Source organism: Devosia sp. XK-2, from assembly GCF_037113415.1.
Taxonomy (GTDB): domain Bacteria; phylum Pseudomonadota; class Alphaproteobacteria; order Rhizobiales; family Devosiaceae; genus Devosia.
Map to the genome: position 1 here is coordinate 1,886,408 of NZ_CP146608.1, position 21,708 is coordinate 1,908,115.

Sequence of the window (21,708 nt, forward strand, 5' to 3'; positions counted from 1 at the left end):
CCTTACTGATTGGCGGCCTGGAAATCGCGCAGCATCTGATTGCCGCGTGTAACCAGATCGTCCAGCGCCTGCTGGGCGGTCTTGTCGCCAGTAAGAAGAGCCTGGAATTCCTGGTCGATCACGTCGCGAACCTGGACGTAATTGCCGAAACGCAGACCCTTGGAGTTTTCGGTCGGAGCATTGAGCGTCATCTGCTTGATGGCCACGTCCGAACCCGGATTGGCCTCATAATAGCCCCGGCTCTGGCCGAGCTCGTAAGCGGCCTGGGTGATCGGCAGATAGCCCGAGAACTGGTGCCAGTCGGCCTGAACTTCCGGCGAGGAGAGGTAGGAGAAGAAGTCCGCCACGCCCTTATACTGGGCTTCATCGGCGCCCTGCAGGACCCACAGGGTCGCGCCACCAATGATCGAGTTCTGCGGCTCGACCTCTTCATAATGCGGCAGCATGCCGAAGCCGACTTCAAAGCCCTCGGCATTGGCCAGAACGCCGGCGCGCGAAGCCGAGGAGTTCATATAGATGGCGCATTCGCCGGTATAGAACTTGGCCGGCGCATCCGCACCGCCACCCGGGCCGCCATAGGAGAAGACGCCCTCGTCCTGCCACGTCTTGAGATTGTCCCAATGCTTGACCTGCAGCGGGCCATTGACCACGAATTCGGTGTCCAGGCCGCCAAATCCGTTCTCGAGCGTGCCGATCGGCTGGTTGTGCCAGGCCGAGAAATTCTCGAGCTGCGCCCAGGAGATCCAGCCCGAGGTAAAACCACAATCGGCAGCGCCAGATTCCATGATCTTGTGCGAGAAGGCTTCCAGCTCTTCCCAGGTCTTGGGCGGCTGTTCAGGATCGAGGCCGGCAGCGGCGAACACGTCCTTGTTGTAATACATGATCGGCGTCGAGGAATTGAACGGCATCGAGAGCATATTGCCCTCGGTATCGGTGTAATAACCCACAACGGTCGGCAGGAAGCCGCTGGGGTCGAAATCGGCGCCCATATCGGCCATGAGCTGGTAAACCGGATAGACGGCGCCCTTGGCAGCCATCATGGTGCCGGTACCCACTTCGAACACCTGCACGATTTCGGGCTGCTCGCCGGCGCGGAAAGCGGCGATGGCAGCGGTCATGGTCTCGGCATAGGAGCCCTTATAGACCGGGGTCACGACATAGTCGGACTGGCTGGCATTGTAGCCGGCCACGATTTCTTCGAGCTTCTCACCCAGCTCGCCACCCATGGCGTGCCACCAGGTGACTTCGGTGGCAGCAAAGGCCACCGAAGTGGACAGGGCGAGCGACAGGGCCGCAAGGCCCACGCGGTTCAGAGATTTCATGCTTGTCTCCCAACGGACCGGCACGGCGTTCAAATGCCGCCCGGCTCCAGCCAGACCAGTAATGTGTGTGAGCACCGGCTCGGCGGGTTCGAAATCATTCGAAACAAACCGAAAGCCCCGGCGCACAGCTCGCCCGCCCCCAGGGGCCTCGACCTGCCCGCCCCCTCTATTGAGCTTGCTTGACGTTCACTTGAAGATTCAATGACAAGCTGATGACGGCTCACTTCGATAGACAGAAAGTTCGTTTGAACGCCTATCCATCCTCCGGCGTCAGAAAATTTCTGCCCTCCCCCTGTCGAAACGGACAGCGCCCCACCGTTGTGAGAGGGATAGGAAAGCAAAAAAAGGAACACCGCCACCATGTCCAAAACCACCACCCTGGCCTGTGCCTGCGGGCAATTTCATGTTGAACTGATTGGCGAGCCTTTCATCAGCACCGAATGTCATTGCTCATCCTGCCGCAACGCCGCCGAGCGCCTCGCGGCCCTGCCCCCGGCCTATCCCATGGCCAATGCCAGCGGCGGCATCCCCTACATCCTCTACCGCAAGGACCGCGTCCGCTTCCCGGATGGCACCGCCGGCCTGGCCGAATTCCGCCTCCGCGATAAAACGCCCACCCGCCGCGTTCTCACCACCTGCTGCAACACGCCCATATTTCTTGAATTCGAAGACGGCCACTGGCTCAGCCTCTTTGCCGGCCTGTGGCCCGAAGATCAGCGCCCCGCCCTTCAGATTCGCACCCAGACCGGCGATGTCCCCGAGGGCACCGTCCTCGACAATACCCTGCCTGCCGGCTTCGGCCCCACGGCCGGCTTCTATGCAAGATTGCTCGGAGAGTGGATCGCCATGGGGTTCAAGTCCCCGAAAATCAAAATCGAGGAGAAGATCAATGCCTGACACCGACACCAAGATCACCATCGGCAATGTCAATCACCCCGACCACAGCGAACGGGTGGACCGCGCCAAATACATGGCCATGCACGACGCATTGATGAGCATCCTGCCCAGCGAACCGCCCGGCCTGACCGTGGCCGAGGCCAAGCAAGCGCTCCTGCCCCACCTCTCTCAGGACCACTTTCCCGGCGGCGACAAGGCCGGCTGGTGGCTCAAGGCCGTGCATCTCGATCTGGAATCGAAAAAGGTCATCGCCCGCGCCAAGGGCAGCCCGGTGCGGTTGCATAAAGTGGAGTGACGAATTGGTACCGGGACCGCCGAAACCTGATGAACCAGTCTACCGGCGCCGGCCTTAGGTGAGGTCAACCATAAGCAACCAGGGCAAAGTCAAAAGCGCCGTACCAATCAGGCTGGCATAGCCCACCAGCACCAGCCTAGCCGTTTGCCCGGCGCCATTGCGACTCGCCCATGCAACCAGGACGTCTAAGCTCGGACGAACCGTTACGAACATCGACAAAACCAGCGAAGCAAACAATACGGCGCCAGGCATGGGTGCCCCCACTTGGCTCGCGATGGAAGGCAACAAGCAGATGAAGCCAAGATCAAATCTGAAAGAGCCGCCGCCTTTGGCGGCGTCCACGTGTGCTGAGATTGACAAATTAGTCTCCTGATTTCGTGTCAGGACACAATTACGCATGTCGATGAAAGCGACAAACGGGCCTTCAATACAAAAAAGCCGCCTCGCGGCAGCTTCTTGTGTGTCACCTCGAAAGTGACTGGTGCGGTCGAGAAGACTCGAACTTCCACGCCTCGCGGCACAGCGACCTCAACGCTGCGCGTCTACCAATTCCGCCACGACCGCACTGTAGTGGTAGAAGCTTCAGCGCCTGCGGCCCCGAAGCGAGTGGGGGTGTAGCAAAGCTCATGCGTTCCCACAAGCGGATAATCGGAGATTTTCGCGTCCCTGTGTAAAGAGCGCCAGCCCCAGCCCCAAAGGCACCGGCCTCAGCCGAAGCGCAGCACCTTCTCGGTCACGAAAACCCGCAAATGCCCTTCCTCGACATTGACCTCGCCCTTGGCGATCAGCGTGCTATTGGCATAAATGCGCAGCGGATCATGCTCGGTCGCGTCCAGCTCGATCACCGCGCCGCGGCCCATGCGCAGCATATGGTGGATCGGCATGGTGGTTGCGCCCAGCTCGACCGTGATATCGACTTCAATATTGTCCAGGGTATTCATATGTAAGGTGCAGTCCCGGGTCCGGCGCCTCAGCGCCACGGATTCGTTTGCATCAGGGTCGGCCAGAGCTGGTTATGGAAGTCTTAACAAACGTAAACCAAACGTGCCAAATCGGCGCGAAACTGCACCGCGACGATGCGCAGCACGTCGAATGGCAGGTGTTTGACGCGCCGCTCGACTATCAGGCCGCCCTTGCCATGATGGATAAGCGCGTCGCCGCCATAGCGGCCGGCCAGGCGCCCGAAGCGGTCTGGCTGCTGGAACATCCCCCGCTTTACACCTCTGGCACCTCGGCCCGGCCTGAAGATTTGCTCAATCCGCGCTTTCCAGTCTATCCGGCCGGACGCGGCGGTCAGTTCACCTATCACGGCCCCGGCCAGCGCGTGGCCTATATCATGCTGGACCTGACCAAACGCGGCCGCGATATTCGTTGTCTCGTCCAGGGGCTCGAACAATGGGTCATCGACACGTTGGCAGCGCACAATGTCACCGGCGAACGCCGCGAAGGCCGTGTCGGCGTCTGGGTGCCCCGCCCGGAAAAGGGTCTTGCCCGCGAAGACAAGATCGCGGCCATCGGCGTGCGCGTGCGCAAATGGGTCACCTTCCACGGCATCTCGCTCAATATCGCACCCGATCTCAGCCATTATGATGGTATTGTGCCCTGCGGCATCACCGATCAGGGGGTGACCTCTTTTGAGGATCTGGGCCTGCTGGTCTCCATGGCGGAGGTCGATTCGGTGCTGCGCGCCCGCTTTGAAGCCACTTTCGGCCCCACCACGACCGTTCCGGGACTTGCCATCCCGGCATCAGCCGACCAATTTGCGTCCTAGCAACCGGATTCGAGGAGCCCGCCATGACTTTGGACGATCTCAAGCGCCTGCTGACCCGCCAGACATTGTTCCGGCTGGATTCCATCCTGTCCCCCCGGCTCGTCCCCATTTTCTATGCGCTGGGCCTGGCGGCCATCCTGCTCTGGGCCATCAGCCATTTCTTCTTCCGCTTCGGCACCGGTTTCGGCGACGGCCTCTGGGGGTTGCTGGAAATCGCCGTCTTCGGGCTTCTCGCACTGGTTGGGCTGCGCATCGGCTGCGAGGCTCTGTTGGTCTGGTTCAAGAGCCATGAAAATACCGGCGACAGCGTGCAGCGCTCGCGCTATTCCGCCTCGCTGCTCGATGAGGTGCGCGACGCGATACGCGACCTGGCCGAAGAAGGTGACGAGCGCGATTTCGCAGAAGCCGATGAATATATCACTCCGGCCACCGAGCCAGTGCCGCAGGCCACGCCCGACCCGGCCTCTGCCCCGCGCGAACCGGCGACCAAGGCCGGCGAAACCCACAAGCCCCGCCGGACAGCCAAGCGCACACCACCCAAATCGGTGACGTGAATCGAAAGGCCGCTCCCTGGAGCGGCCTTTGTATTTCTAGGCGCCGGAGCAGAGCCCGGCGACAAGTGGTTATTTCTCGTTGACCGCCCAGCGGCCCGGGCCGGCAAAAACCAGAAAGAGGAACAGGAAGCAGAACAGGATAGCCGCATCGCCACCATTATTGGTCGGGAACAGATTGCCCGGCGCATGCACCATCCAATAGGCAACAGCCATGGTGCCCGAGGCGATGAATGCGGCGGCGCGGGTGAAGAAGCCCACACCGATCAGCACGCCGGTCACAATCTCGATGATTGCGGCGAACCAGAAGATCGAGAAGACAGGCGGAGCAAATTCAGCGGCCGGAAAGCCAAGCAGCTTCTGGGTTCCGTGCAGGACGAACAGGAGTGCGGCAACGATGCGCAGCACAGCGAGGGCCTGCGGCGCGTAAGCGGAGAGTCGATCGGTCATCAATTGATCCTTAGTGCTGCGCCTCATGGCGCCGTTGAAGGATCAATTGCCTAACCCAATCAAATCGCTGGGATAACCGCCCCAATGGCGCACACACTGTTCGACATCCTGAACAATCAAGTCTATGTGTTCATCGTTCTGCTCAAGCCAGATTCGCTTGCGCCGCAGGGCAGTCACATTGCGTAACCGCCCAATGTTCTGTATGACGCGCCATCCTATCAAGCATCGGAACTTGTGACGCGCATGACTCAGGCGCCCAAAATCGGTCTCGTCAGCCTCGGCTGTCCAAAGGCACTCGTCGACAGCGAGCGCATCATGACCACCCTGCGCGCCCAGGGTTATTCCTTCTCGCGCGACTATGCCGGTGCCGACGTGGTGCTCGTCAATACCTGCGGCTTTCTCGACAGCGCCAAGCAGGAAAGTCTCGAGGCCATCGGCGAAGCGCTCAATGAAAACGGCAAGGTCATTGTCACTGGCTGCCTGGGCGTTGAAGAGGACCTGATCCGCGAAACCCATCCGAGTGTGCTCGCGATCACTGGCCCGCATCAGTATGAAAGCGTGGTCTCGGCGGTGCATGACCACCTGCCGCCCGTGCCCAACAAATTCGTGGACCTGGTGCCCGAAAGCGGGCTGAAACTCACGCCCCGCCACTACGCCTATTTGAAGATTTCCGAAGGCTGCAACAATCGCTGCTCCTTCTGCATCATCCCCCAGATCCGCGGAGACCTTGCCTCGCGGCCTGCTGCCGGCATCCTGAGCGAAGCCGAAGGCCTCATCCGCTCCGGCGTCAAGGAATTGCTGGTCATCTCGCAGGACACCAGCGCCTACGGCCTCGACATAAAATACGCCACGAGCAAATATCGCGGCCGCGAGGTCAAGGCGAAATTCTACGACCTGGCCAAGGAACTGGGTGAACTGGGCGCCTGGATACGCCTGCACTATGTCTACCCCTATCCCCATGTCGATCCGGTCATGGAACTGATGGCCGAGGGCCTCGTCCTGCCCTATCTCGACATTCCCTTCCAGCATGCCTCGCCCAAGGTCTTGAAGGCCATGCGCCGCCCCGCGCATCAGGAAAAGACCTTGAATCGAATTCTGGACTGGAAGCGACAAGTCCCTGATTTGACTGTACGTTCCAATTTCATCGTCGGCTTCCCCGGCGAAACCGAAGAAGATTTCGAAATGCTGCTCGATTTCATCGAGGAGGCCGAAATCGACCGCGCCGGCTGCTTCAAATATGAACCCGTCACCGGTGCCACCGCCAACGAGCTCGATGGCATCGTGCCCGACGAGGTCAAGGAAGAGCGCTTCGCCCAATTGATGGAAGTGGCGCAGAACGTCTCCTTCGGCCAGCTCCAGAAAAAGGTCGGCCGCACCATCGACGTCATCGTCGACGACGTCCGCCCCGAGCAGAACCGCGTCATTGCCCGCTCCAAATGGGACGCCCCGGAGATCGACGGCCAGGTCATCGTCGACGAGGCCCATGGCATCAAGATCGGCGACATCGTTTCGGTCACCGTCACCGACAACGACGAATACGACCTCTTCGCCGTTCCCGCTAAGGCCCAAGCCTAAGCCATCTCCCTGCGCCCCCTCGCCCCTCAGGGGAGAGGGTAGCGGCGCCGCGAGCGCCAGCGAGTTGGCAAAGCTGGGGTGAGGGGTGAAGGCTTTTGACAAAGCCCCAACGTTGAACCCCTCGTCCGGCGCTTCGCGCCACCTTCTCTCGTCAGGGGAGAAGGAACACCCTCTACCGCGCAAACGCCGCAAACGGATTGTCATGCGTCAGGCGCGTGATCGTGCTTTCGTCCACACCCGCGTGCCGCAGGCCGGGCAGAAAACTCTCGACCAGATGCGTATAGGGCTTTGGTGTACCTCCGCCGGCCTGTGCCGGATCGTACCAGCCCCGGTCATGGCTCAGCAGCAGCCGCTCGCCCTGCCCCGCCTCCAGCGATTGCACGACCAGTGCGACATTCTCAGCATCCGGCACCCAGCCGATATTGTCGATCTCCAGCCAGGCGCCGCGGTCGAACACCGCCTGATGCAGCCCGAAATCGGGCTCGGCCTGGGTGTGAATAGACAAAAACCGTCCAGCAGATCCGCCCTCGGCCTCGATAATGTCGAGCTGATCCAGCACCACCCGGCCCTTGATCGTATGCGAGCCGATCAGCGCGCCGGTCTGCGCCGAGGCGCGCGCCGCCGCCCGCAATATTTTCGTTTCCAGCGGCGTAATCCCGTCATCGCCGGCACTGACCTTGATCCAGGCCGCAATGACGCCGGTATCGTCCACCCCTTCGGTCAGATGGCCGAGCATCCATTTTTCAAGCTCTGCCTCGCTGGCCGTCGCCACCCAGTCCGGTATCCAGGGTTCGCGATAATTGCCCGTCGGCACCACAATGGGAAAATTGGTGGCCTTGGACACCGCCAGGTCGATATCGACCCTGAGGCCCACACCCCCGGTGGAACATTCGATCAGCGCGGTCACGCCTTGTGCCTTGATCGCCTCGATTTCGGGCGCCATCAGCCGCACCACATCGTCCGTATCGGCCTCGGCATAGCCCGGTTTGTCGGGCGTCCTGAGGTCCACGAACACATGCTCATGCGGCAGGATCAGGCCCAGTTCGTTCCGTTTTTTCGGCCCCAAAGTGGTATGAAGTTGCATCGTCAAGGCCCTCCCTTCGGTCATTCTTTCCCACACCCCCCTCGCAGCAGCAACCGCGCTTGGTCTATATAGGGCGGGCGTGCGACCTTTATAGCGCCTCGGGCGTTATGACCGACCCTTACACCGGAGCAGCTCATGACCCTCCCGCAAATGCTCGCTTTTCTGATCATTGCGGGCATGATGGTCGCCTTCATTATGGGCCGCTGGCGCTACGATCTGGTCGCCTTTTGCGCCCTGCTGGCCGGCCTGCTGGTCGGCGTCGTCCCCTATGAGCGCGCCTTTGTCGGCTTCTCCAACGACATCGTCATCATTGTCGGCAGCGCCTTGGTGGTCAGCGCCGCGGTGGCGCGCTCGGGCATTATGGAAATCCTCATCCGCCGCTATGTGCCGCGCATGACCAGTCCGCGCATGCAACTAATCGTATTGGTGACCATCGTCACCATCCTGTCCGCCTTCGTGAAAAATATCGGCGCCTTGGCCATCATGATGCCGATTGCCTTTCAGATGGCCCGGCGCTCCAGCGTCTCGCCCTCCATGTTCCTCATGCCCATGGCCTTCGGATCCTTGCTGGGCGGGCTGATGACCCAGATCGGCACATCGCCCAATATCATTGTCTCCGGTGTGCGTCAGGAATTGACCGGCACCGCCTTCACCATGTTCGATTTCACCCCCGTTGGCGCCATCCTGGCTGCGGTCGGCATTGTCTTTCTCGCCCTGTTCTATTGGCTCTTGCCCGAGCGCCGCCGCGAGGAAAGCGGCATGGACAAGGCCATCGAGATCAAGAACTACACCACCGAAGCCCATGTGCTTCCCGAAAGCTCGGCCATCGGCAAAACGGTGGGCGATCTGCAATCGGCCGCCGATGGCGCCGCCATGGTCACCGGCATTGTCAGCGCCTCGGGCCGCCGCCGCACCCCACTTCCCGATGCGACCCTGCGGGCGGGCGACATCCTGCTTATCGAAGGCGATCCCGAAGCGCTGGACAAAATGGTCAACCAGACCGGCCTCAGCTTCGCGGAGCGGCGCGGCGCCGCCTCGCGCGACAGCGGCAATGTCGGCGTCATCGAGGCTATCATTGGCGAAAGTTCGGGCCTGATTGGCGCCAGCGCTCAGGAACTGACCCTGTTTGACCGCACCGGTCTCAATCTGCTCGCCATTTCCCGCCGCGACCAGCGCTTCACCAAGCGCCTGGGCGAAATCCGCTTCCAGAATGGCGACGTGATCCTGCTGCAGGGGCATTTGAAGCGGATTCCCGACCTATTGCGCGAATGGGATATTCTGCCCCTGGTGGAGCGCGGCCTGCGCCTGGGCAGTGTGCGCAATGGCCTCTTACCCCTGGCCATTCTGCTCATCGCCATGACGGCCACAGCCTTGGGCATTGTTCCGGTGGCGCCGGCCTTTTTCGCCGCGGCCGGTCTCATGATCCTCACCGGTGCCCTGCCCCTGCGCGATGTCTACACTCAGATCGACGGGCCGATCCTGGTCATGCTGGCCTGCCTCATCCCGGTCAGTGAAAGCCTGCAATTGACCGGCGGCACCGACCTGGTCGCCCACTGGCTCACGGCCACCGCCGTCACCCTGCCCGGCTGGGGCGCCCTGGCGCTCATCATGGTCGCCGCCATGGCGGTCACGCCTTTCCTTAACAATGCCGCCACCGTGCTGGTCATGGCCCCCATCGCCGCCGCCTTCGCCACCGGCCTCGGCTATGCGCCCGAAGCCTTCCTCATGGCCGTGGCCATCGGCGCCGGCTGCGATTTCCTCACCCCCATCGGCCACCAGTGCAATACCCTGGTCATGGCCCCCGGCGGCTACCGCTTCGGCGACTATTGGCGCCTCGGCCTGCCCCTCTCCATCCTGGTCGTCCTGGTCGGCGTCCCCGCCCTGATGATTGTCTGGCCCTTCTGAGTGTTCCGCGAAGCGGACAAATCTCTCCAGTGGAGAGATTTGAGCGAAGAAGGCCACGAGACCTATGGTCGAGTGGCGCAACCTGACCGTGAAAATCGCTCCGGTGGAGCGATTTTAGGTCAGAAGGCCCGGAGAGCTATGCTCGTAGGGCGCACTCTGACCGTTCCCGTCCCCGGCCCCTATCGCACCTTGAGCAGCACGGCATAAAGCAGCGCCGACAGGATGAGATGGGCAATCACGAAGCGCATCAGCACCTGGGTGCCTGTCCAACCCATTTCCTTGCGGAAATGATCGTGCAGCGGAAAGCGCACGCGGCCAAACACGAGCACATTGAAAAAGCGCTTCATCGCCACCTTCATGATGCCCGTGCCGCCATTGGCGAGGATGACGAAGCCCACCACCACGATCAGCAGCACATTGTGGCTGGCGCAAACCAGCACGCCGATCAGCAACCCCAACGGGCGCGAGCCGGCATCCCCCATCAGCACCGTGCTCGGCGGCGCATTGTGCCATAAATAGCCGGCCAGGCACCCGACCATGATGAAGGCAATACTCGCCCATATCCCCGTGCCCGGATCATAAGGGATCAGCAGATAATCGGCCGTGGCCTGGTCCCCCACCACGCCATAGAGCACGAAGCCCAGGAACACGAGCGACACCACGCTGAGGCTACCGGACAGGCCATCCACGCCGTCGCTGCAATTGGTTGCGTTGATCGATATCCAGATCGTGGCAGTAAAAATCATGACCACCAGCGGCGACGGCAGGCTGAACGAGCCTCGGACCAGCGGCAGCCAGATATCGACCGCGTCCGCGCCGCCGACCAGCAGCCATGCCGATAGACCCGCAGCCAGAAAATCGAACAGCGCCAATTGATATTGCGACAGCCCCCCGGTCCGGTCATCCAGCAGGCCGATACCGGCGGTCAGCAGCAGGACGCCGACAAACAGCAGAATATCCACGCGCCAGGGAACGAACAAAAACACCGCCACCGCAAAAACCATGGCGAAAAAGATACCCGCCCCCATGGGTTTGCCCACGCTCTTGTCGGCGTCGATGGCGAACGCCCGCCCGCGATCCCGTGGCAGATAGCGCACGATCCGGGGAATACCCAGAACCGTAGCAAAAAACGCGCTGCCCGCACCCAGCGCGATCAACAGCATGTCGGAGCGCAAAAGACGCATCACACCGATAACCGGCGCCAGAAGATCGGATAGCCAAGGGAACACTCTTGCGTCCTTCCAACGATTCAGGTGCCGCGAGACTGCATGAGCATGGGCATCGCCGCAATGGCGGACCATGCCGCGGGGACCAATGCCTGCGATCTGGGCCGGGCAAGGCCCAATGGCCGTGAACCATGGCCATTGCGTGGCGCTGCTTTTGCCCCATAGTGCCCCCATGACCGAGCTAAACAACGCTGATACCGAAATATCTCTGGTTGGTGGACGATCCACTGTGACCAGGTCAGGCTCCGTCGTCTTCAGGCAATCGGCGCCGTGGTCGAGAACGACCATTGCTCTGTTGCGCCATCTTGAAGCCGAGGGTTTTGAGTATGCGCCACGCGTCATCGGCAATGGTTTCGATGATCGCGGCCGGGAAATGCTCACCTTTGTCGAGGGCGAAAGCCCGCATCCCTATCCTTGGCGCGACGAGGCCCTGCCTCTCATCGGCGCGATCCTCAGGCAGTTGCACCAGGCAAGCGCCACATTTGTCCCGCCCACGGACGCGACATGGCGGCCATGGTTCGGGCGGCAAATGGGAAATCCAACGGCCATCGGCCATTGCGATACCGGCGCCTGGAACATCATCGCGCGTCGGGGCATGCCCACTGCCCTGATTGATTGGGAAGAAGCCGGCCCGGTTGATCCGCTCATTGAGCTGGCGCAGGCCTGTTGGCTCAACGCTTTGCTATTCGACGATGATCTGGCCGAAAAACTGGGGCTGGGCAGCGTAGAAGCCCGGGGCCGGCAAGTCCGGATGCTGCTCGACGGCTACGAATTACCAAAAGCGGACCGCATCGGATTTATGGGGATCGTCCGGGATTTTGCCGTACTCAACGCCGCCAACGAAATCTCAAGCAACCTCGCCCTCCAAACCACGGACCCCTCCGGGCTTCTGGAAGCCGTCATCTGGCGCAGCCGGAGCGCAGGATGGTTGGTCCGCCACCACGACACATTGGATCGTATCGTGAACGGACACGCGTGAATGTCCGGCGTCTGGTGCGGGGTCGCTTTCTGCCGCTCCCCCACGGATTGATATTGAAATCCTTGCCGCGTTCCGGACGGACCGCGCACCAGCATGTTATGTTCACAAATGTCCCACATTGTGAATGTCTCATTCGGGCGGGAACTGGCGGCTTTCGGCACCAGGCCGGCCTATGCAGACAGTCAACCACGATCATGATAGCGCTCGACTATGTTCTTCGAGGAGCCTGACTTTGACCCACGCAACAGACATCCCGCCAGAGCTCGAAGCTCTGCGATCCAGCATCGACAACTTGGACGCCTCGTTGATCTTCATTCTGGCGGAACGCTTTAAGCTGACCCAGAAGGTTGGCCAACTCAAAGCCACCAACAAGCTACCCGCGGCGGATGTTTCCCGAGAGGACTTCCAAATTTCACGACTGCGTCGGCTGGCGGGAGAAGCACAGCTCGACCCAGTGTTCGCGGAGCGCTTTCTCGGTTTCATTATCGAAGAGGTCATCCAGCACCACAGGGCCGTCGCAGGCGCAGCAGTTTGAACGGCGGGTATGGGGTCGGTTTCTGCGATCCAGCCAGTGTCCCCGATGTCGCCACCCCCTCCAGGCGTCACCCTCGGGCTTGACCCGAGGGCTCTGTACTTCAAGATGTCCGTATGGGCGGCTATGTTTACATTCTTGCCGATATGCGGCGGGGGCGCACTTACATTGGCGTCACCAATGATTTGGTTCGTCGGGTGTACGAACATCGCGAAGGCCTGGTCGCAGGCTACACCAAGTCCCCTAACATCAAGCGCCTCGTCTATTTCGAGCAGTTCGGTGATATCACTATAGCCATTCAGCGTGAGACGTCGCTCAAGCGTTGGTATAGCCGATGGAAGCAGGAACTGATCGAGCGGGATAACCCCGATTGGCGTGATCTCTGGGACGACATCGTCAAGTGAAGTGCCCTCGGGTCAAGCCCGAGGGTGACGCGCGGTGGGTGGGAAACAACCGATTTCAAACGCGGCGCTTAGCAGCACCAAAGTCCGCCATGGGGTCGACAGCGGCCATCTGGATTTACGGACGGCACCCCCACCCTTGATCCCTCCCCACAAGGGGGGAGACGATGAACACAAGCGTTGCGGCCCTGCGCCTCCCTCCCCCTTTGTGGGGAGGGAAGCGAGATAGGACTTAGCGTCAGCTAAGTCCGTTGAATCGAGCAGGGTGGGGGTGTCGGCCTCTCAACGCGTTGAGACGACAGCCTATTCACAAAAATAATCCCCGCCCCCTCCAGCCTCCCCCATAATCCCCCCGTCCTCACCGACAACACGCGGTATTGACGAGATGCCGGGTGAGGAGGCAGGCCGCACGGTGTCGATCGGGCGGAGGCGTGTATGCTGACCACCGGTCGCTCAACTGAAGCGAACGGCGACAGGCGGCGATGGATGTTTCGGCATCCGGGCCAAAAGTCTGTGCCGGTCGTGGATGGGATGAGCAACCCGCAAGGGGGCCGCTCAATGCATGCGTCCGAAATCCTGTTCGTGGGAAGCGGCTTTCGCCTCTTTTTTAATTTAACCGAGGCGAAAGCCGCTTTTCACCGTGCAATCACAGGCGCCGAGCGTCGTGCGAACCTTCGGCGTGCCTCGCGCATCGCGGAACGCTCTTTGAACTTCGAGATGTCCCGAGGGGCATAAACGCTCCGGCATGGAGATTTGACGGAAAGTCGCAGACGATGCGCGAAGCGGGTATGCGGCTCCGGTGGAGCCGCACAAGTCAAGAAGGTGCTATGCGCGAATGGCGGCATGGTGGAATGGCCAAACCGAACGCTTCTTGTCTTTTTCGTCCACTGTGCCACCCTCCTTTTGCAAAGACTCAACTGTGAGGAGGAAGCAAATGGGCTTTGACGGCGTGGGCTGGCTTGCAGCCATCATCATCGGCGGTGTTGCCGGGTGGCTGGCCAGCATGTTCATGAAGACCGGCGGTGGCGTTCTGATGAATGTCATTCTCGGCATTGTTGGCGCCATTGTCGCCAGCCTGGTCTTCGGATTGTTGGGGATCTCTTTCGGGGGCTGGATCGGCTATCTCATTGCCGGTTTCATTGGCGCCTGCATCATCATCGCCATCGGCCGCATGGTTGCAAAATGAGTCTCGGGTAGCGCCGGCCCCGCCGGCGCCGCCCGAAAGGAATTGCGCGGAAAGCGAGTGCCGCGCAACGTCTTTGCTGCGCCCTGCCCGGCAGTAAATTACTCATCCGAAGCAAGCATTTAGCGCTTTACCTCGCCCTTTGCTCCATCGCATCACCATCGTCAACTCGACCAAACCGATGGATTTTGCGCCATGATGAACAAGCTTCTTCTCACCGCCGCTGCGGCCCTGGCCCTCTCCGCCACGCCGGTCCTGGCCCAGCCCACCGACATCCTCAATGCCTCCTATGACATTGCCCGCGAGCTGTTCGACGAGGAGAATGCCGCCTTCGTCCCCGCCTATGAGGCGGCCAATGGCGTGACGGTCACCGTCAACCAGTCCCATGCCGGCACCTCGACCCAGGCTCGTGCCATTCTGGAGGGTCTGCCGGCCGATGTGGTCACCTTCAATCAGGTGACCGATATTGAAAAGCTCGTCGAAGGCGGCTTCGTTTCCGATGACTGGCAGAGCGAATTCCCCAACAAGGCCTCGCCCTTCTATTCGCTGCCCGCTTTCCTTGTCCGGGCCGGCAATCCCAAGAACATTGCCGATTGGGGTGATCTGGCACGCGACGATGTCTCAGTCATCTTCCCCAACCCCAAGACCTCGGGCAATGCGCGCTACACCTATCTGGCCGCCCGCGCCTGGGCCAATGAGGAATTCGGCGGCGATCAGGACAAGGTTGCCGAATATCTCACCAAGGTTTTCCTCAATGTGCCCGTGTTCGAAACCGGCGGGCGCGGCGCCACCACTGCCTTTGCCGAGCGCGGCCTGGGCGATGTGCTGATCACCTTCGAGGCCGAGGTGCTGAGCGCAGTCAATCTCCTCGGCGCCGACAAATATGAGGCCGTGGTACCCTCCGTGAGCCTCCTGGCCGAATTCCCGGTCGCCATTGTCGACAAGGTCGTTGATGCTCGTGGCAGCCGCGATCTGGCTCAGGCCTATCTCGACTTCCTCTATTCCGACGACGGTCAGCGCATCGCCGCCGGCCGCAATCACCGCGTCAACAACGAAGCCGTTGCCGCCGAATTTGCCGACCGCTTCCCCGACGTGCGCCTGGTCAATGTCGATGAGGAATTCGGCGGCTGGGCCAAGGTCTCCGAAGAACATTTCGCCGAAGGCGGCCTGCTCGACCAGGTCTTCGTGAACCAATAAGGCCAAGCGAAAAACCACCGATGACGCGGCATGACCGCGTCATCGGCCTTAGGGAGACGGACATGGTCAGTCGACGCACCAAGCACCTGCTGCCGGGTTTCGGCCTCACCATGGGCATCTCGCTCTTTTACATCACGCTGATCATTCTCCTGCCCATCGCCGCCATGCTGCTCAAGGTTGCCGGCATGGGCCTGCCCGAATTCTGGCGCATCATCTCCTCACGCCGCGCTGTCGCCGCTTATCAGATCACCTTTTCCTCGGCCTTCTACGCCACCATCCTCAATGGCGCCGTCGGCATGCTGCTCGCCTGGGTCCTCACCCGCTACCGGTTCCCTGGCCGACGCCTTCTCGATGCCCTGGTGGATCTGCCCTTCGCCCTGCCGACCGCCGTCGCCGGCCTGGTTCTGGTGACGCTCTTTGCCGATACCGGCTGGTATGGTCAGTTTCTCGAGCCCAATGGCCTCAAGATCAACTACACCCAGGCCGGCATCGTCGCGGCCATGGCCTTCACCTCGATCCCGTTTGTCGTTCGCTCCGTTCAGCCGGTGCTTGAGGAGGTCGATGAAAGCCTGGAATCGGCCGCCGAAACGCTGGGCGCAAATCGCTGGCAGGTTTTCACCCGCATCATCTGGCCAACCATCTTTCCCGCCTTCCTGGGCGGTTGCGTGCTCTCTTTCGCCCGCTCACTGGGCGAATTCGGCGCCGTGGTCTTCATTGCGGGCAATCTGCCCGGGGTCACCGAGATCGTTTCTCTGCTCATCTACATTCGCCTGGACGAATACAATTATGAGGCAGCGGCGGCCCTGGCCTTCGTTCTGCTGGCCGTTGCGTTTCTCACGCTTGTGGCCACCAATGCCCTTTCGGCCTGGCAGACCCGCTACGTGGAAAGGAGCGCATAATGGCTACTAGGCGCTCTCCCGCAGAAATCGCTTTGATCGCCCTGGCCTTCCTGCTGGCCGCGGTGGTGCTGCTGGTGCCGCTGGCGCTGATCTTCTCCTTTGCTCTGCGCGAAGGGTTTGATGTCTATCTCGCCAATATCGTCGAACCCAATACGCTCCACGCCATCTGGTTGACGGTCCTGACCGCCCTGATCGTGGTGCCCGTCAATATCGTGGTTGGTGCGGCACTGGCCTGGCTGGTCACCCGCTATCGCTTTCGCGGCAGGCAATTGCTGATCTCCATCATTGAGCTGCCCGCTTCGATGAGCCCCATCGTCGCTGGTGTGGTCTATCTTTTCCTCTATGGTGGCCAGGGCCTGCTGGGACCTTTCCTGCAAGCCAACGCCATCCAGGTCATGTTCACCCCATTGGCCATCGTGCTGGTCAGCCTCTTCGTGACCGCCCCCTTCGCCGCCCGCGAACTCATCCCGCTGATGAGCCAGCAAGGCACTGAGGATGAAGAGGCCGCCCTCTCACTGGGCGCCAATGGCTGGCAGATGTTCTGGCATGTCACGCTGCCCAATATTTCCTGGGCCATGGTCTATGGTGCCGTGCTCACCAATGCCCGCGTCATGGGCGAATTCGGCGCCGTCTCGGTCGTTTCCGGCGCCATTCGCGGCCAGACTAATACCCTGCCTCTCCAGATCAACCTGCTCTTCAACGATTTTAATGTGACCGGGGCCTTTGCCGCGGCCTCGACCTTGACGCTGATCGCGGTCATTACGCTGGTGCTCAAATCGGCTCTGGAGGCGCGCCGACACGCCTGACATTCTGGGCAACAAAAAATTGTCCACGAGCCACCGGTTGCGGGTTACACAGGACAGGCGCTGACTGTCCCTTCGGAGCTTGCATGGTCCATACCCGTCACATAGTGCCGCTCGCACATCGACCGCCGCTCGTCCTCGGCCAAAGCGCGCTGATCATGGGCATTCTGAATGTCACGCCCGACAGCTTCTCCGATGGCGGCGCGCATAATGCGGTCCAAGCGGCACTGGTCCATGCCCGCCTCATGCTGGCTCAAGGCGCCGACATCATCGATATTGGCGGCGAAAGCACCCGTCCCGGCTCCGAACCCGTCGGCACCCAGGAGGAGCTCGACCGCGTCATCCCGGTCATTGAGGCCATCCGCGACGCCGGCATCGACGCGCCCATTTCCATCGACACCATGAAGCCTCTGGTCGCCCACCAGGCGCTCGAAGCGGGGGCCGACATCATCAACGACGTCAACGGCCTGCAAGGGGCGCCGGAAATGGCCGAGATAGCTGCGGTCATGGGCGTGCCAGTCATCGCCATGCACTGGGACCGGCAATGGGCCGGCCCGACCGATCCGCTGCCCGCGATGACCGCTTATTTCAACCAGACGCTTTCCATCGCTGCCAAAGCGGGCATAGATCCATCCCACATCGTTCTCGATCCCGGCTTCGGCTTCACCAAAACCCTGAATCAGAACTACAGCATCCTCCGCCAACTCGATGATCTGGCGCGCACTTTCCCAGGCCAGCCCTTATTGGTCGGCACATCGCGAAAATCCATGATCGGCAAGCTGCTGGATAACAAGCCAGGCGAACGGCTGGCCGGCACCATCGCCACCACCATCCAGGGCTATGAGCGCGGCGGACACATCTTCCGTGTTCACGACGTCGCACCCAACCGCGATGCCCTTCGCGTCGCTGAGGCAACGCTGTATGGTCCGCCGGACGAAAGAAGCTGACCATGACAACACCTTTCACCGGCGACCGCATCGTTCTCAACGATCTGGGCTTCTACGGCTATCACGGCCTGTTTGGCGAAGAGGAACGACTCGGCCAGCGCTTCTTCATCGATCTGCAATGCGGCGTAGACCTCACGGCGCCGGGCAATAACGATGAGATCGGTCACACCGTGTCCTATGCCGACATCTATGACGTCGTGAAGGCCACATTTGAGGCCAAGCGAACCAAGCTTATCGAGGCGCTCGCGCAGAATATCGTAACCGGGCTTTTCGAGGCCTTCTCCGATATCGACTGGATCATCATCCGCGTGCGCAAACCAGAAGCGCCCATCGCCATGGTGCGCGGCGAGGCCGCCATCGAACTCCATCGGACAAGGCCCACCTGATGCCCAACGCCTGGCTCTCCCTGGGCGCCAATATTGGCGACCCGGCCGCACAATTGGCCGAGGCGATCCGGCGCCTCGATGCGCATCCGCACATTCGTGTCGTGACCCAGTCGAGCGTAATTCGCACCAAGGCCTGGGGCAAGACCGACCAACCCGACTTCGCCAACATGGCCGCGCATATCGATACCGAGCTATTGCCCATCGACCTGCTGCATGCCTGCCTCGATATCGAGCGCGACATGGGGCGGGTGCGTCATGAAGTCTGGGGGCCACGCCTTATCGACATTGATCTCATCGCCTATGAGCGGGCCGAAATGGACACGACCAAGCTCACCCTGCCGCATCGCTTCGCCCATGAACGAGACTTCGTTCTTACGCCTTTGCGCGAGATAGCCCCGGATGTGGCGGACTGGATATTGTCGCGGAAGACCTAGAGCGCTTCCAGCAAAGTGGCAACGATTTTGCGGTTCGGAAACGCGACAAAACAAGAGACTAGCGCAGCGCGTCGACCACGCGAACAGCGATATCGAACTCGACCCGCCGCTTGGCACGTCGTTCGCTGGCTTCTTCGTCCTCGCCCCAGAGCCGGATCTGATGGTCCTCATCCACATGGGCCGCCAACCAGACCTCGTCGGCGCTCATCAATTCATGCAAAAGCGCATGAGCCAGCAGGCCAGAGCCGGTCAGCCCGGTAATCGAAACGAGCGCTGTCAGGCTCAGCAAGCCCTGCCCCTCCAGCGCCGCATCGAGCTTTTCCAGCGTGGCCGGCGGCTGGGCCTGATGGATGACGCCAATGGTTGGCTGGAATGCGACATCCAGCTTCCGGGCCAGCTTGACCAGCGCATCGTCCCAGACGCGTTCCTGTTCGGCGACCAGTTCCTGGGGCGCGTCGGCCCGGTAGAGCAACAGATCATTGCCGGCAAACTTGCCGATTTCGGCCCGGAACGCCGGGATCATCTCCTCGCCGCTTTCCAGCGCCGAATTGATCAACCGGGTCATCGGCATACTCGCCGGATCGATATGGGCGTCCTGCGCCGCCCATTCTTCGGCCATGGCCTGGGCCAGATCGAGCACGGGCAGCATCACCGGAACCTTCTTGCCAGGTGTACGCAGCGGTCGGCCGTCGAGCGTAACGGCAAATCCTTCCTCGCTACGGCCAATATCGACGAGCTTGTAGAAGCGCTTGGGCAGTTCGACCTTGTTGAGGTGCTGCGCCCGGCCATATCCATCATCCTGGTGCCTGTGTGCCTCTTCGAGCTGGTCTCGCATGTCAGTTCTCCAGAATACGGTCTATAGCGTCCGGCAATTCCTCATAGCCATCAATCAGCATGTCGGCGCCCGCTTCGCGCAATTCAACCGCATGGTGATAACCCCAGGTTACTCCGATCGCCTTGGTGCCAGCAGCCTTGCCCATTTCCATATCGAAAGTGGTGTCGCCGATGATGACGGTCCGGTGCTTTTCGGCCCCGGTCTCGGCCATGGCCCGCAGCATCATGCCAGGATGCGGCTTGGAGGGATTGTGATCCGGCGTTTGCAGCGTCACGAAATGCTTTGCAATTCCATGCATCTGCGTCAGCCGATGCACGCCGTGCAGGCCCTTGCCGGTCGCTACGCCCATAAGGATGTCCGATCGCGACGCCAGGGCATCCAGAGCCTCGCGCACACCAGGAAACAGCCCCTCGCGCCCCTCGGCCGCAACCAGCGACGCGCGATAATGCGCCCGATACCGCTCCGCCAAACGGGTCGCGAGATCATGATCGTCAGACCCCAGCAATTGCAGCATGGCTTGCGGCAGGGACAAACCAATAATTCGCCGCACGATGGCAGGCGAAGGCACATCCAGCCCCGCCTCCGCAAAGGTCGTCGCCATATGCTCGGCAATCAGCGCCTGCGTATCGATCAGCGTACCGTCCATGTCGAACATGACAAGTTTCACGTCTTGTCCTCCGGGTCCGCATTCTGCGCGTCATATCGATCCGGATCAAAGCCCAAGGCCTCGAAGCTCTGCCGCATATGCGGCGGCAAGGGCGCGGAGATGTCGATCTTCTTGCCATTGCGCAGCGGCAAGACGATGCGCCGCGCGTGCAGATGCAGCCCATCGCCCAATCCGGGCGCCGGCATCCAGTTCTCGATGTTGAAATAGCGCGGATCACCGATAATGGGGGTGCCCAATTGTGCCATATGGACACGCAATTGGTGCGTGCGCCCGGTCACCGGCTTCAGCGTGACCCAGGCAAAGCGGCGGCTGGCCGTGTCCGTTGTCGAATAATAGCTTGAGGAATGCACGGCGCCCGGCGTGCCATTGCGCACCACCACCATCTGCTCGCCGTCGGTTGTCGCCTGCTTTGCCAGGAAGCACGAGATTTCGCCCTGGCGGGGCGCCGGATTGCCGGCAACCACTGCCCAGTAGATCTTGCGCGCCGAGCGCGAACGAAACACGGAACCGAAATGCTTGGCCGCCGCCGCCGTCTTGGCCACCACAAGACAGCCGGACGTATCACGGTCCAGTCGATGCACCAGTCGCGGCGCTTCGCCGGCCTTGTTGGGCAGGTTTTTCAGCAGGCCATCCATGTGCCGCGTCGTGCCGCTACCGCCCTGCACTGCCAGGCCATGCGGCTTGTTGAACACATAGAGGTCGTCATCCTCATAAAGGATCAGGTCCTTGAGGAACCGGACATCTGCCTCATTGGGCTTGAACGGTCGGACGGTATCGGGGTCGTCGATGGGCGGAATACGCACCACCTGCCCTTCGGCAATGCGCGTGCTGGTCTGCACCTTGGCCTTGTCGACACGCACTTCGCCATTGCGAATGAGCTTTTGCAGCCGTCCGAAGCCCAATTGTGGGAAATACCGCGCGAACCAGCGGTCCAGGCGCATGCCGTCATCGTCCGCACTGACTTCCCGATGTTGTACGCCACTCATGCCATGCTGCCTCTGCTGATCAGGAGCCCGAGATATAGGCCTACAAGACAAACCACAACCGACAAGCAGACATAGAGCAGCGCTTGCGCCAACGCGCCGCGCTCAATCAGGAAGATCGTGTCCAACGAGAAGGACGAAAAGGTTGTGAACCCGCCCAGAACACCAATGGCCGCAAACAGCCTGATATCATTGGACATAGTCGGCATTGTGCGCGCCAGCACGCCGATCAGCACGCCCATCAGGCAAGATCCGGCAATGTTCACCAATAGCGTGGCCAATGGAAAGCTGGAGACCCAGAACCGGCCGACCAGAACGGATAATCCGTAGCGCGACATGGCACCAATCGCGCCCCCCGCCCCGACGAGCAAGAATGCCTGCATACC

27 protein-coding genes and 1 tRNA gene are annotated in these 21,708 nt (G+C 61.1%); 17 read left to right on the forward strand and 11 right to left on the reverse strand.

The window, feature by feature from the left end; all coding sequences use genetic code 11:
• Positions 1-2: 2 nt before the first annotated feature.
• Complete coding sequence (ugpB, locus tag V8Z65_RS09080; RefSeq protein ID WP_338723913.1) at positions 3-1,322, reverse strand: sn-glycerol-3-phosphate ABC transporter substrate-binding protein UgpB; 1,320 nt, start codon at positions 1,320-1,322, stop codon at positions 3-5.
• 360 nt (positions 1,323-1,682) lie between these two features.
• Between ugpB and V8Z65_RS09085 the strand changes: the two genes are divergently transcribed.
• Both V8Z65_RS09085 and V8Z65_RS09090 read left to right on the forward strand, forming a co-directional pair.
• Positions 1,683-2,219, forward strand: a complete 537-nt coding sequence (locus V8Z65_RS09085; protein ID WP_338723914.1) for a hypothetical protein — start codon at positions 1,683-1,685, stop codon at positions 2,217-2,219.
• Positions 2,212-2,514 carry a hypothetical protein gene (locus V8Z65_RS09090; RefSeq protein WP_338723915.1) on the forward strand — a complete coding sequence of 101 codons (303 nt, stop codon included), beginning with the start codon at positions 2,212-2,214 and terminating at the stop codon, positions 2,512-2,514. The genes V8Z65_RS09085 and V8Z65_RS09090 overlap by 8 nt, the downstream gene beginning before the upstream one ends.
• 54 nt (positions 2,515-2,568) lie before the next feature.
• On the opposite strand, the gene V8Z65_RS09095 is transcribed toward V8Z65_RS09090, so the two are convergent.
• The 3 genes from V8Z65_RS09095 to V8Z65_RS09105 all read right to left on the reverse strand — a co-directional run bounded on the left by V8Z65_RS09095 (position 2,569) and on the right by V8Z65_RS09105 (position 3,455).
• Complete coding sequence (locus V8Z65_RS09095) at positions 2,569-2,874, reverse strand: hypothetical protein (protein WP_338723916.1); 306 nt, start codon at positions 2,872-2,874, stop codon at positions 2,569-2,571.
• A gap of 119 nt (positions 2,875-2,993) precedes the next feature.
• Positions 2,994-3,078 (reverse strand) — tRNA-Leu (locus tag V8Z65_RS09100).
• A gap of 143 nt (positions 3,079-3,221) precedes the next feature.
• Complete coding sequence (locus V8Z65_RS09105; protein WP_338723917.1) at positions 3,222-3,455, reverse strand: FliM/FliN family flagellar motor switch protein; 234 nt, start codon at positions 3,453-3,455, stop codon at positions 3,222-3,224.
• Positions 3,456-3,529: 74 nt separating this feature from the next.
• Here V8Z65_RS09105 and lipB point away from each other — a divergent pair, with 74 nt between their 5' ends.
• Both lipB and V8Z65_RS09115 read left to right on the forward strand, forming a co-directional pair.
• On the forward strand, positions 3,530-4,285 hold the full coding sequence (lipB, locus tag V8Z65_RS09110; protein ID WP_338723918.1) for a lipoyl(octanoyl) transferase LipB: 756 nt from the start codon (positions 3,530-3,532) through the stop codon (positions 4,283-4,285).
• A gap of 23 nt (positions 4,286-4,308) precedes the next feature.
• Positions 4,309-4,839: a DUF4282 domain-containing protein gene (locus V8Z65_RS09115; RefSeq protein WP_338723919.1), complete on the forward strand. Its 531-nt coding sequence runs from the start codon at positions 4,309-4,311 to the stop codon at positions 4,837-4,839.
• Between the two features lie 69 nt (positions 4,840-4,908).
• Here V8Z65_RS09115 and V8Z65_RS09120 read toward each other — a convergent pair whose 3' ends face one another.
• On the reverse strand, positions 4,909-5,286 hold the full coding sequence (locus V8Z65_RS09120) for a DoxX family protein (RefSeq protein WP_338723920.1): 378 nt from the start codon (positions 5,284-5,286) through the stop codon (positions 4,909-4,911).
• 243 nt (positions 5,287-5,529) lie between these two features.
• Here V8Z65_RS09120 and rimO point away from each other — a divergent pair, with 243 nt between their 5' ends.
• A complete protein-coding gene (gene rimO / locus V8Z65_RS09125; RefSeq protein ID WP_338723921.1) occupies positions 5,530-6,861 on the forward strand; it encodes a 30S ribosomal protein S12 methylthiotransferase RimO in 1,332 nt (443 codons plus the stop codon).
• A gap of 172 nt (positions 6,862-7,033) precedes the next feature.
• On the opposite strand, the gene V8Z65_RS09130 is transcribed toward rimO, so the two are convergent.
• Positions 7,034-7,945: an esterase gene (locus tag V8Z65_RS09130; RefSeq protein ID WP_338723922.1), complete on the reverse strand. Its 912-nt coding sequence runs from the start codon at positions 7,943-7,945 to the stop codon at positions 7,034-7,036.
• A gap of 135 nt (positions 7,946-8,080) precedes the next feature.
• Here V8Z65_RS09130 and V8Z65_RS09135 point away from each other — a divergent pair, with 135 nt between their 5' ends.
• Entirely contained in the window at positions 8,081-9,850 is a 1,770-nt protein-coding gene (locus V8Z65_RS09135) for an SLC13 family permease (protein ID WP_338723923.1), read from the forward strand.
• Positions 9,851-10,029: 179 nt separating this feature from the next.
• Here the strand turns inward: V8Z65_RS09135 and V8Z65_RS09140 are convergent, their stop codons facing one another.
• Entirely contained in the window at positions 10,030-11,079 is a 1,050-nt protein-coding gene (locus V8Z65_RS09140) for a hypothetical protein (RefSeq protein ID WP_338723925.1), read from the reverse strand.
• Between the two features lie 292 nt (positions 11,080-11,371).
• Here V8Z65_RS09140 and V8Z65_RS09145 point away from each other — a divergent pair, with 292 nt between their 5' ends.
• The 11 genes from V8Z65_RS09145 (at position 11,372) to folK (ending at position 18,837) form a co-directional block, all read left to right on the forward strand.
• Positions 11,372-12,055 (forward strand): aminoglycoside phosphotransferase family protein, encoded by a 684-nt coding sequence (locus tag V8Z65_RS09145; protein WP_338723926.1) that lies wholly within the window; start codon positions 11,372-11,374, stop codon positions 12,053-12,055.
• Positions 12,056-12,281: 226 nt separating this feature from the next.
• Entirely contained in the window at positions 12,282-12,590 is a 309-nt protein-coding gene (locus V8Z65_RS09150) for a chorismate mutase (RefSeq protein WP_338723993.1), read from the forward strand.
• A gap of 113 nt (positions 12,591-12,703) precedes the next feature.
• On the forward strand, positions 12,704-12,991 hold the full coding sequence (locus tag V8Z65_RS09155) for a GIY-YIG nuclease family protein (protein WP_338723927.1): 288 nt from the start codon (positions 12,704-12,706) through the stop codon (positions 12,989-12,991).
• Between the two features lie 432 nt (positions 12,992-13,423).
• The gene (locus V8Z65_RS09160) at positions 13,424-13,723 is read left to right on the forward strand and encodes a hypothetical protein (protein WP_338723928.1); all 300 of its coding nucleotides are present in this window, start codon (positions 13,424-13,426) and stop codon (positions 13,721-13,723) included.
• 199 nt (positions 13,724-13,922) lie between these two features.
• Complete coding sequence (locus V8Z65_RS09165) at positions 13,923-14,174, forward strand: GlsB/YeaQ/YmgE family stress response membrane protein (protein ID WP_338723929.1); 252 nt, start codon at positions 13,923-13,925, stop codon at positions 14,172-14,174.
• Positions 14,175-14,369: 195 nt separating this feature from the next.
• Positions 14,370-15,368 carry a sulfate ABC transporter substrate-binding protein gene (locus V8Z65_RS09170; RefSeq protein ID WP_338719257.1) on the forward strand — a complete coding sequence of 333 codons (999 nt, stop codon included), beginning with the start codon at positions 14,370-14,372 and terminating at the stop codon, positions 15,366-15,368.
• A gap of 62 nt (positions 15,369-15,430) precedes the next feature.
• Positions 15,431-16,267: a sulfate ABC transporter permease subunit CysT gene (gene cysT, locus V8Z65_RS09175; RefSeq protein ID WP_338723994.1), complete on the forward strand. Its 837-nt coding sequence runs from the start codon at positions 15,431-15,433 to the stop codon at positions 16,265-16,267.
• The gene (cysW, locus tag V8Z65_RS09180) at positions 16,267-17,073 is read left to right on the forward strand and encodes a sulfate ABC transporter permease subunit CysW (protein WP_338719259.1); all 807 of its coding nucleotides are present in this window, start codon (positions 16,267-16,269) and stop codon (positions 17,071-17,073) included. Before cysT ends, cysW begins: the two co-directional genes overlap by 1 nt.
• Positions 17,074-17,156: 83 nt before the next feature.
• Complete coding sequence (folP, locus tag V8Z65_RS09185) at positions 17,157-18,017, forward strand: dihydropteroate synthase (RefSeq protein ID WP_338719261.1); 861 nt, start codon at positions 17,157-17,159, stop codon at positions 18,015-18,017.
• Between the two features lie 2 nt (positions 18,018-18,019).
• Positions 18,020-18,403 carry a dihydroneopterin aldolase gene (gene folB, locus V8Z65_RS09190; RefSeq protein ID WP_338719263.1) on the forward strand — a complete coding sequence of 128 codons (384 nt, stop codon included), beginning with the start codon at positions 18,020-18,022 and terminating at the stop codon, positions 18,401-18,403.
• Positions 18,403-18,837, forward strand: coding sequence for a 2-amino-4-hydroxy-6-hydroxymethyldihydropteridine diphosphokinase (gene folK, locus V8Z65_RS09195; RefSeq protein ID WP_338719265.1), 435 nt, complete (start codon positions 18,403-18,405; stop codon positions 18,835-18,837). Before folB ends, folK begins: the two co-directional genes overlap by 1 nt.
• Before the next feature lie 58 nt (positions 18,838-18,895).
• Here folK and V8Z65_RS09200 read toward each other — a convergent pair whose 3' ends face one another.
• From V8Z65_RS09200 to crcB, 4 genes are read right to left on the reverse strand one after another with little or no spacing between them, the layout of a single operon-like run.
• Complete coding sequence (locus tag V8Z65_RS09200) at positions 18,896-19,672, reverse strand: ATP12 family protein (RefSeq protein ID WP_338719267.1); 777 nt, start codon at positions 19,670-19,672, stop codon at positions 18,896-18,898.
• 1 nt (position 19,673) lies between these two features.
• The gene (locus V8Z65_RS09205) at positions 19,674-20,339 is read right to left on the reverse strand and encodes an HAD-IA family hydrolase (RefSeq protein WP_338719269.1); all 666 of its coding nucleotides are present in this window, start codon (positions 20,337-20,339) and stop codon (positions 19,674-19,676) included.
• A complete protein-coding gene (locus tag V8Z65_RS09210) occupies positions 20,336-21,325 on the reverse strand; it encodes an RluA family pseudouridine synthase (RefSeq protein WP_338719271.1) in 990 nt (329 codons plus the stop codon). The genes V8Z65_RS09205 and V8Z65_RS09210 overlap by 4 nt, the downstream gene beginning before the upstream one ends.
• Positions 21,322-21,705, reverse strand: coding sequence for a fluoride efflux transporter CrcB (gene crcB, locus V8Z65_RS09215; RefSeq protein WP_338719273.1), 384 nt, complete (start codon positions 21,703-21,705; stop codon positions 21,322-21,324). The genes V8Z65_RS09210 and crcB overlap by 4 nt, the downstream gene beginning before the upstream one ends.
• Between the last annotated feature and the right edge of the window lie 3 nt (positions 21,706-21,708).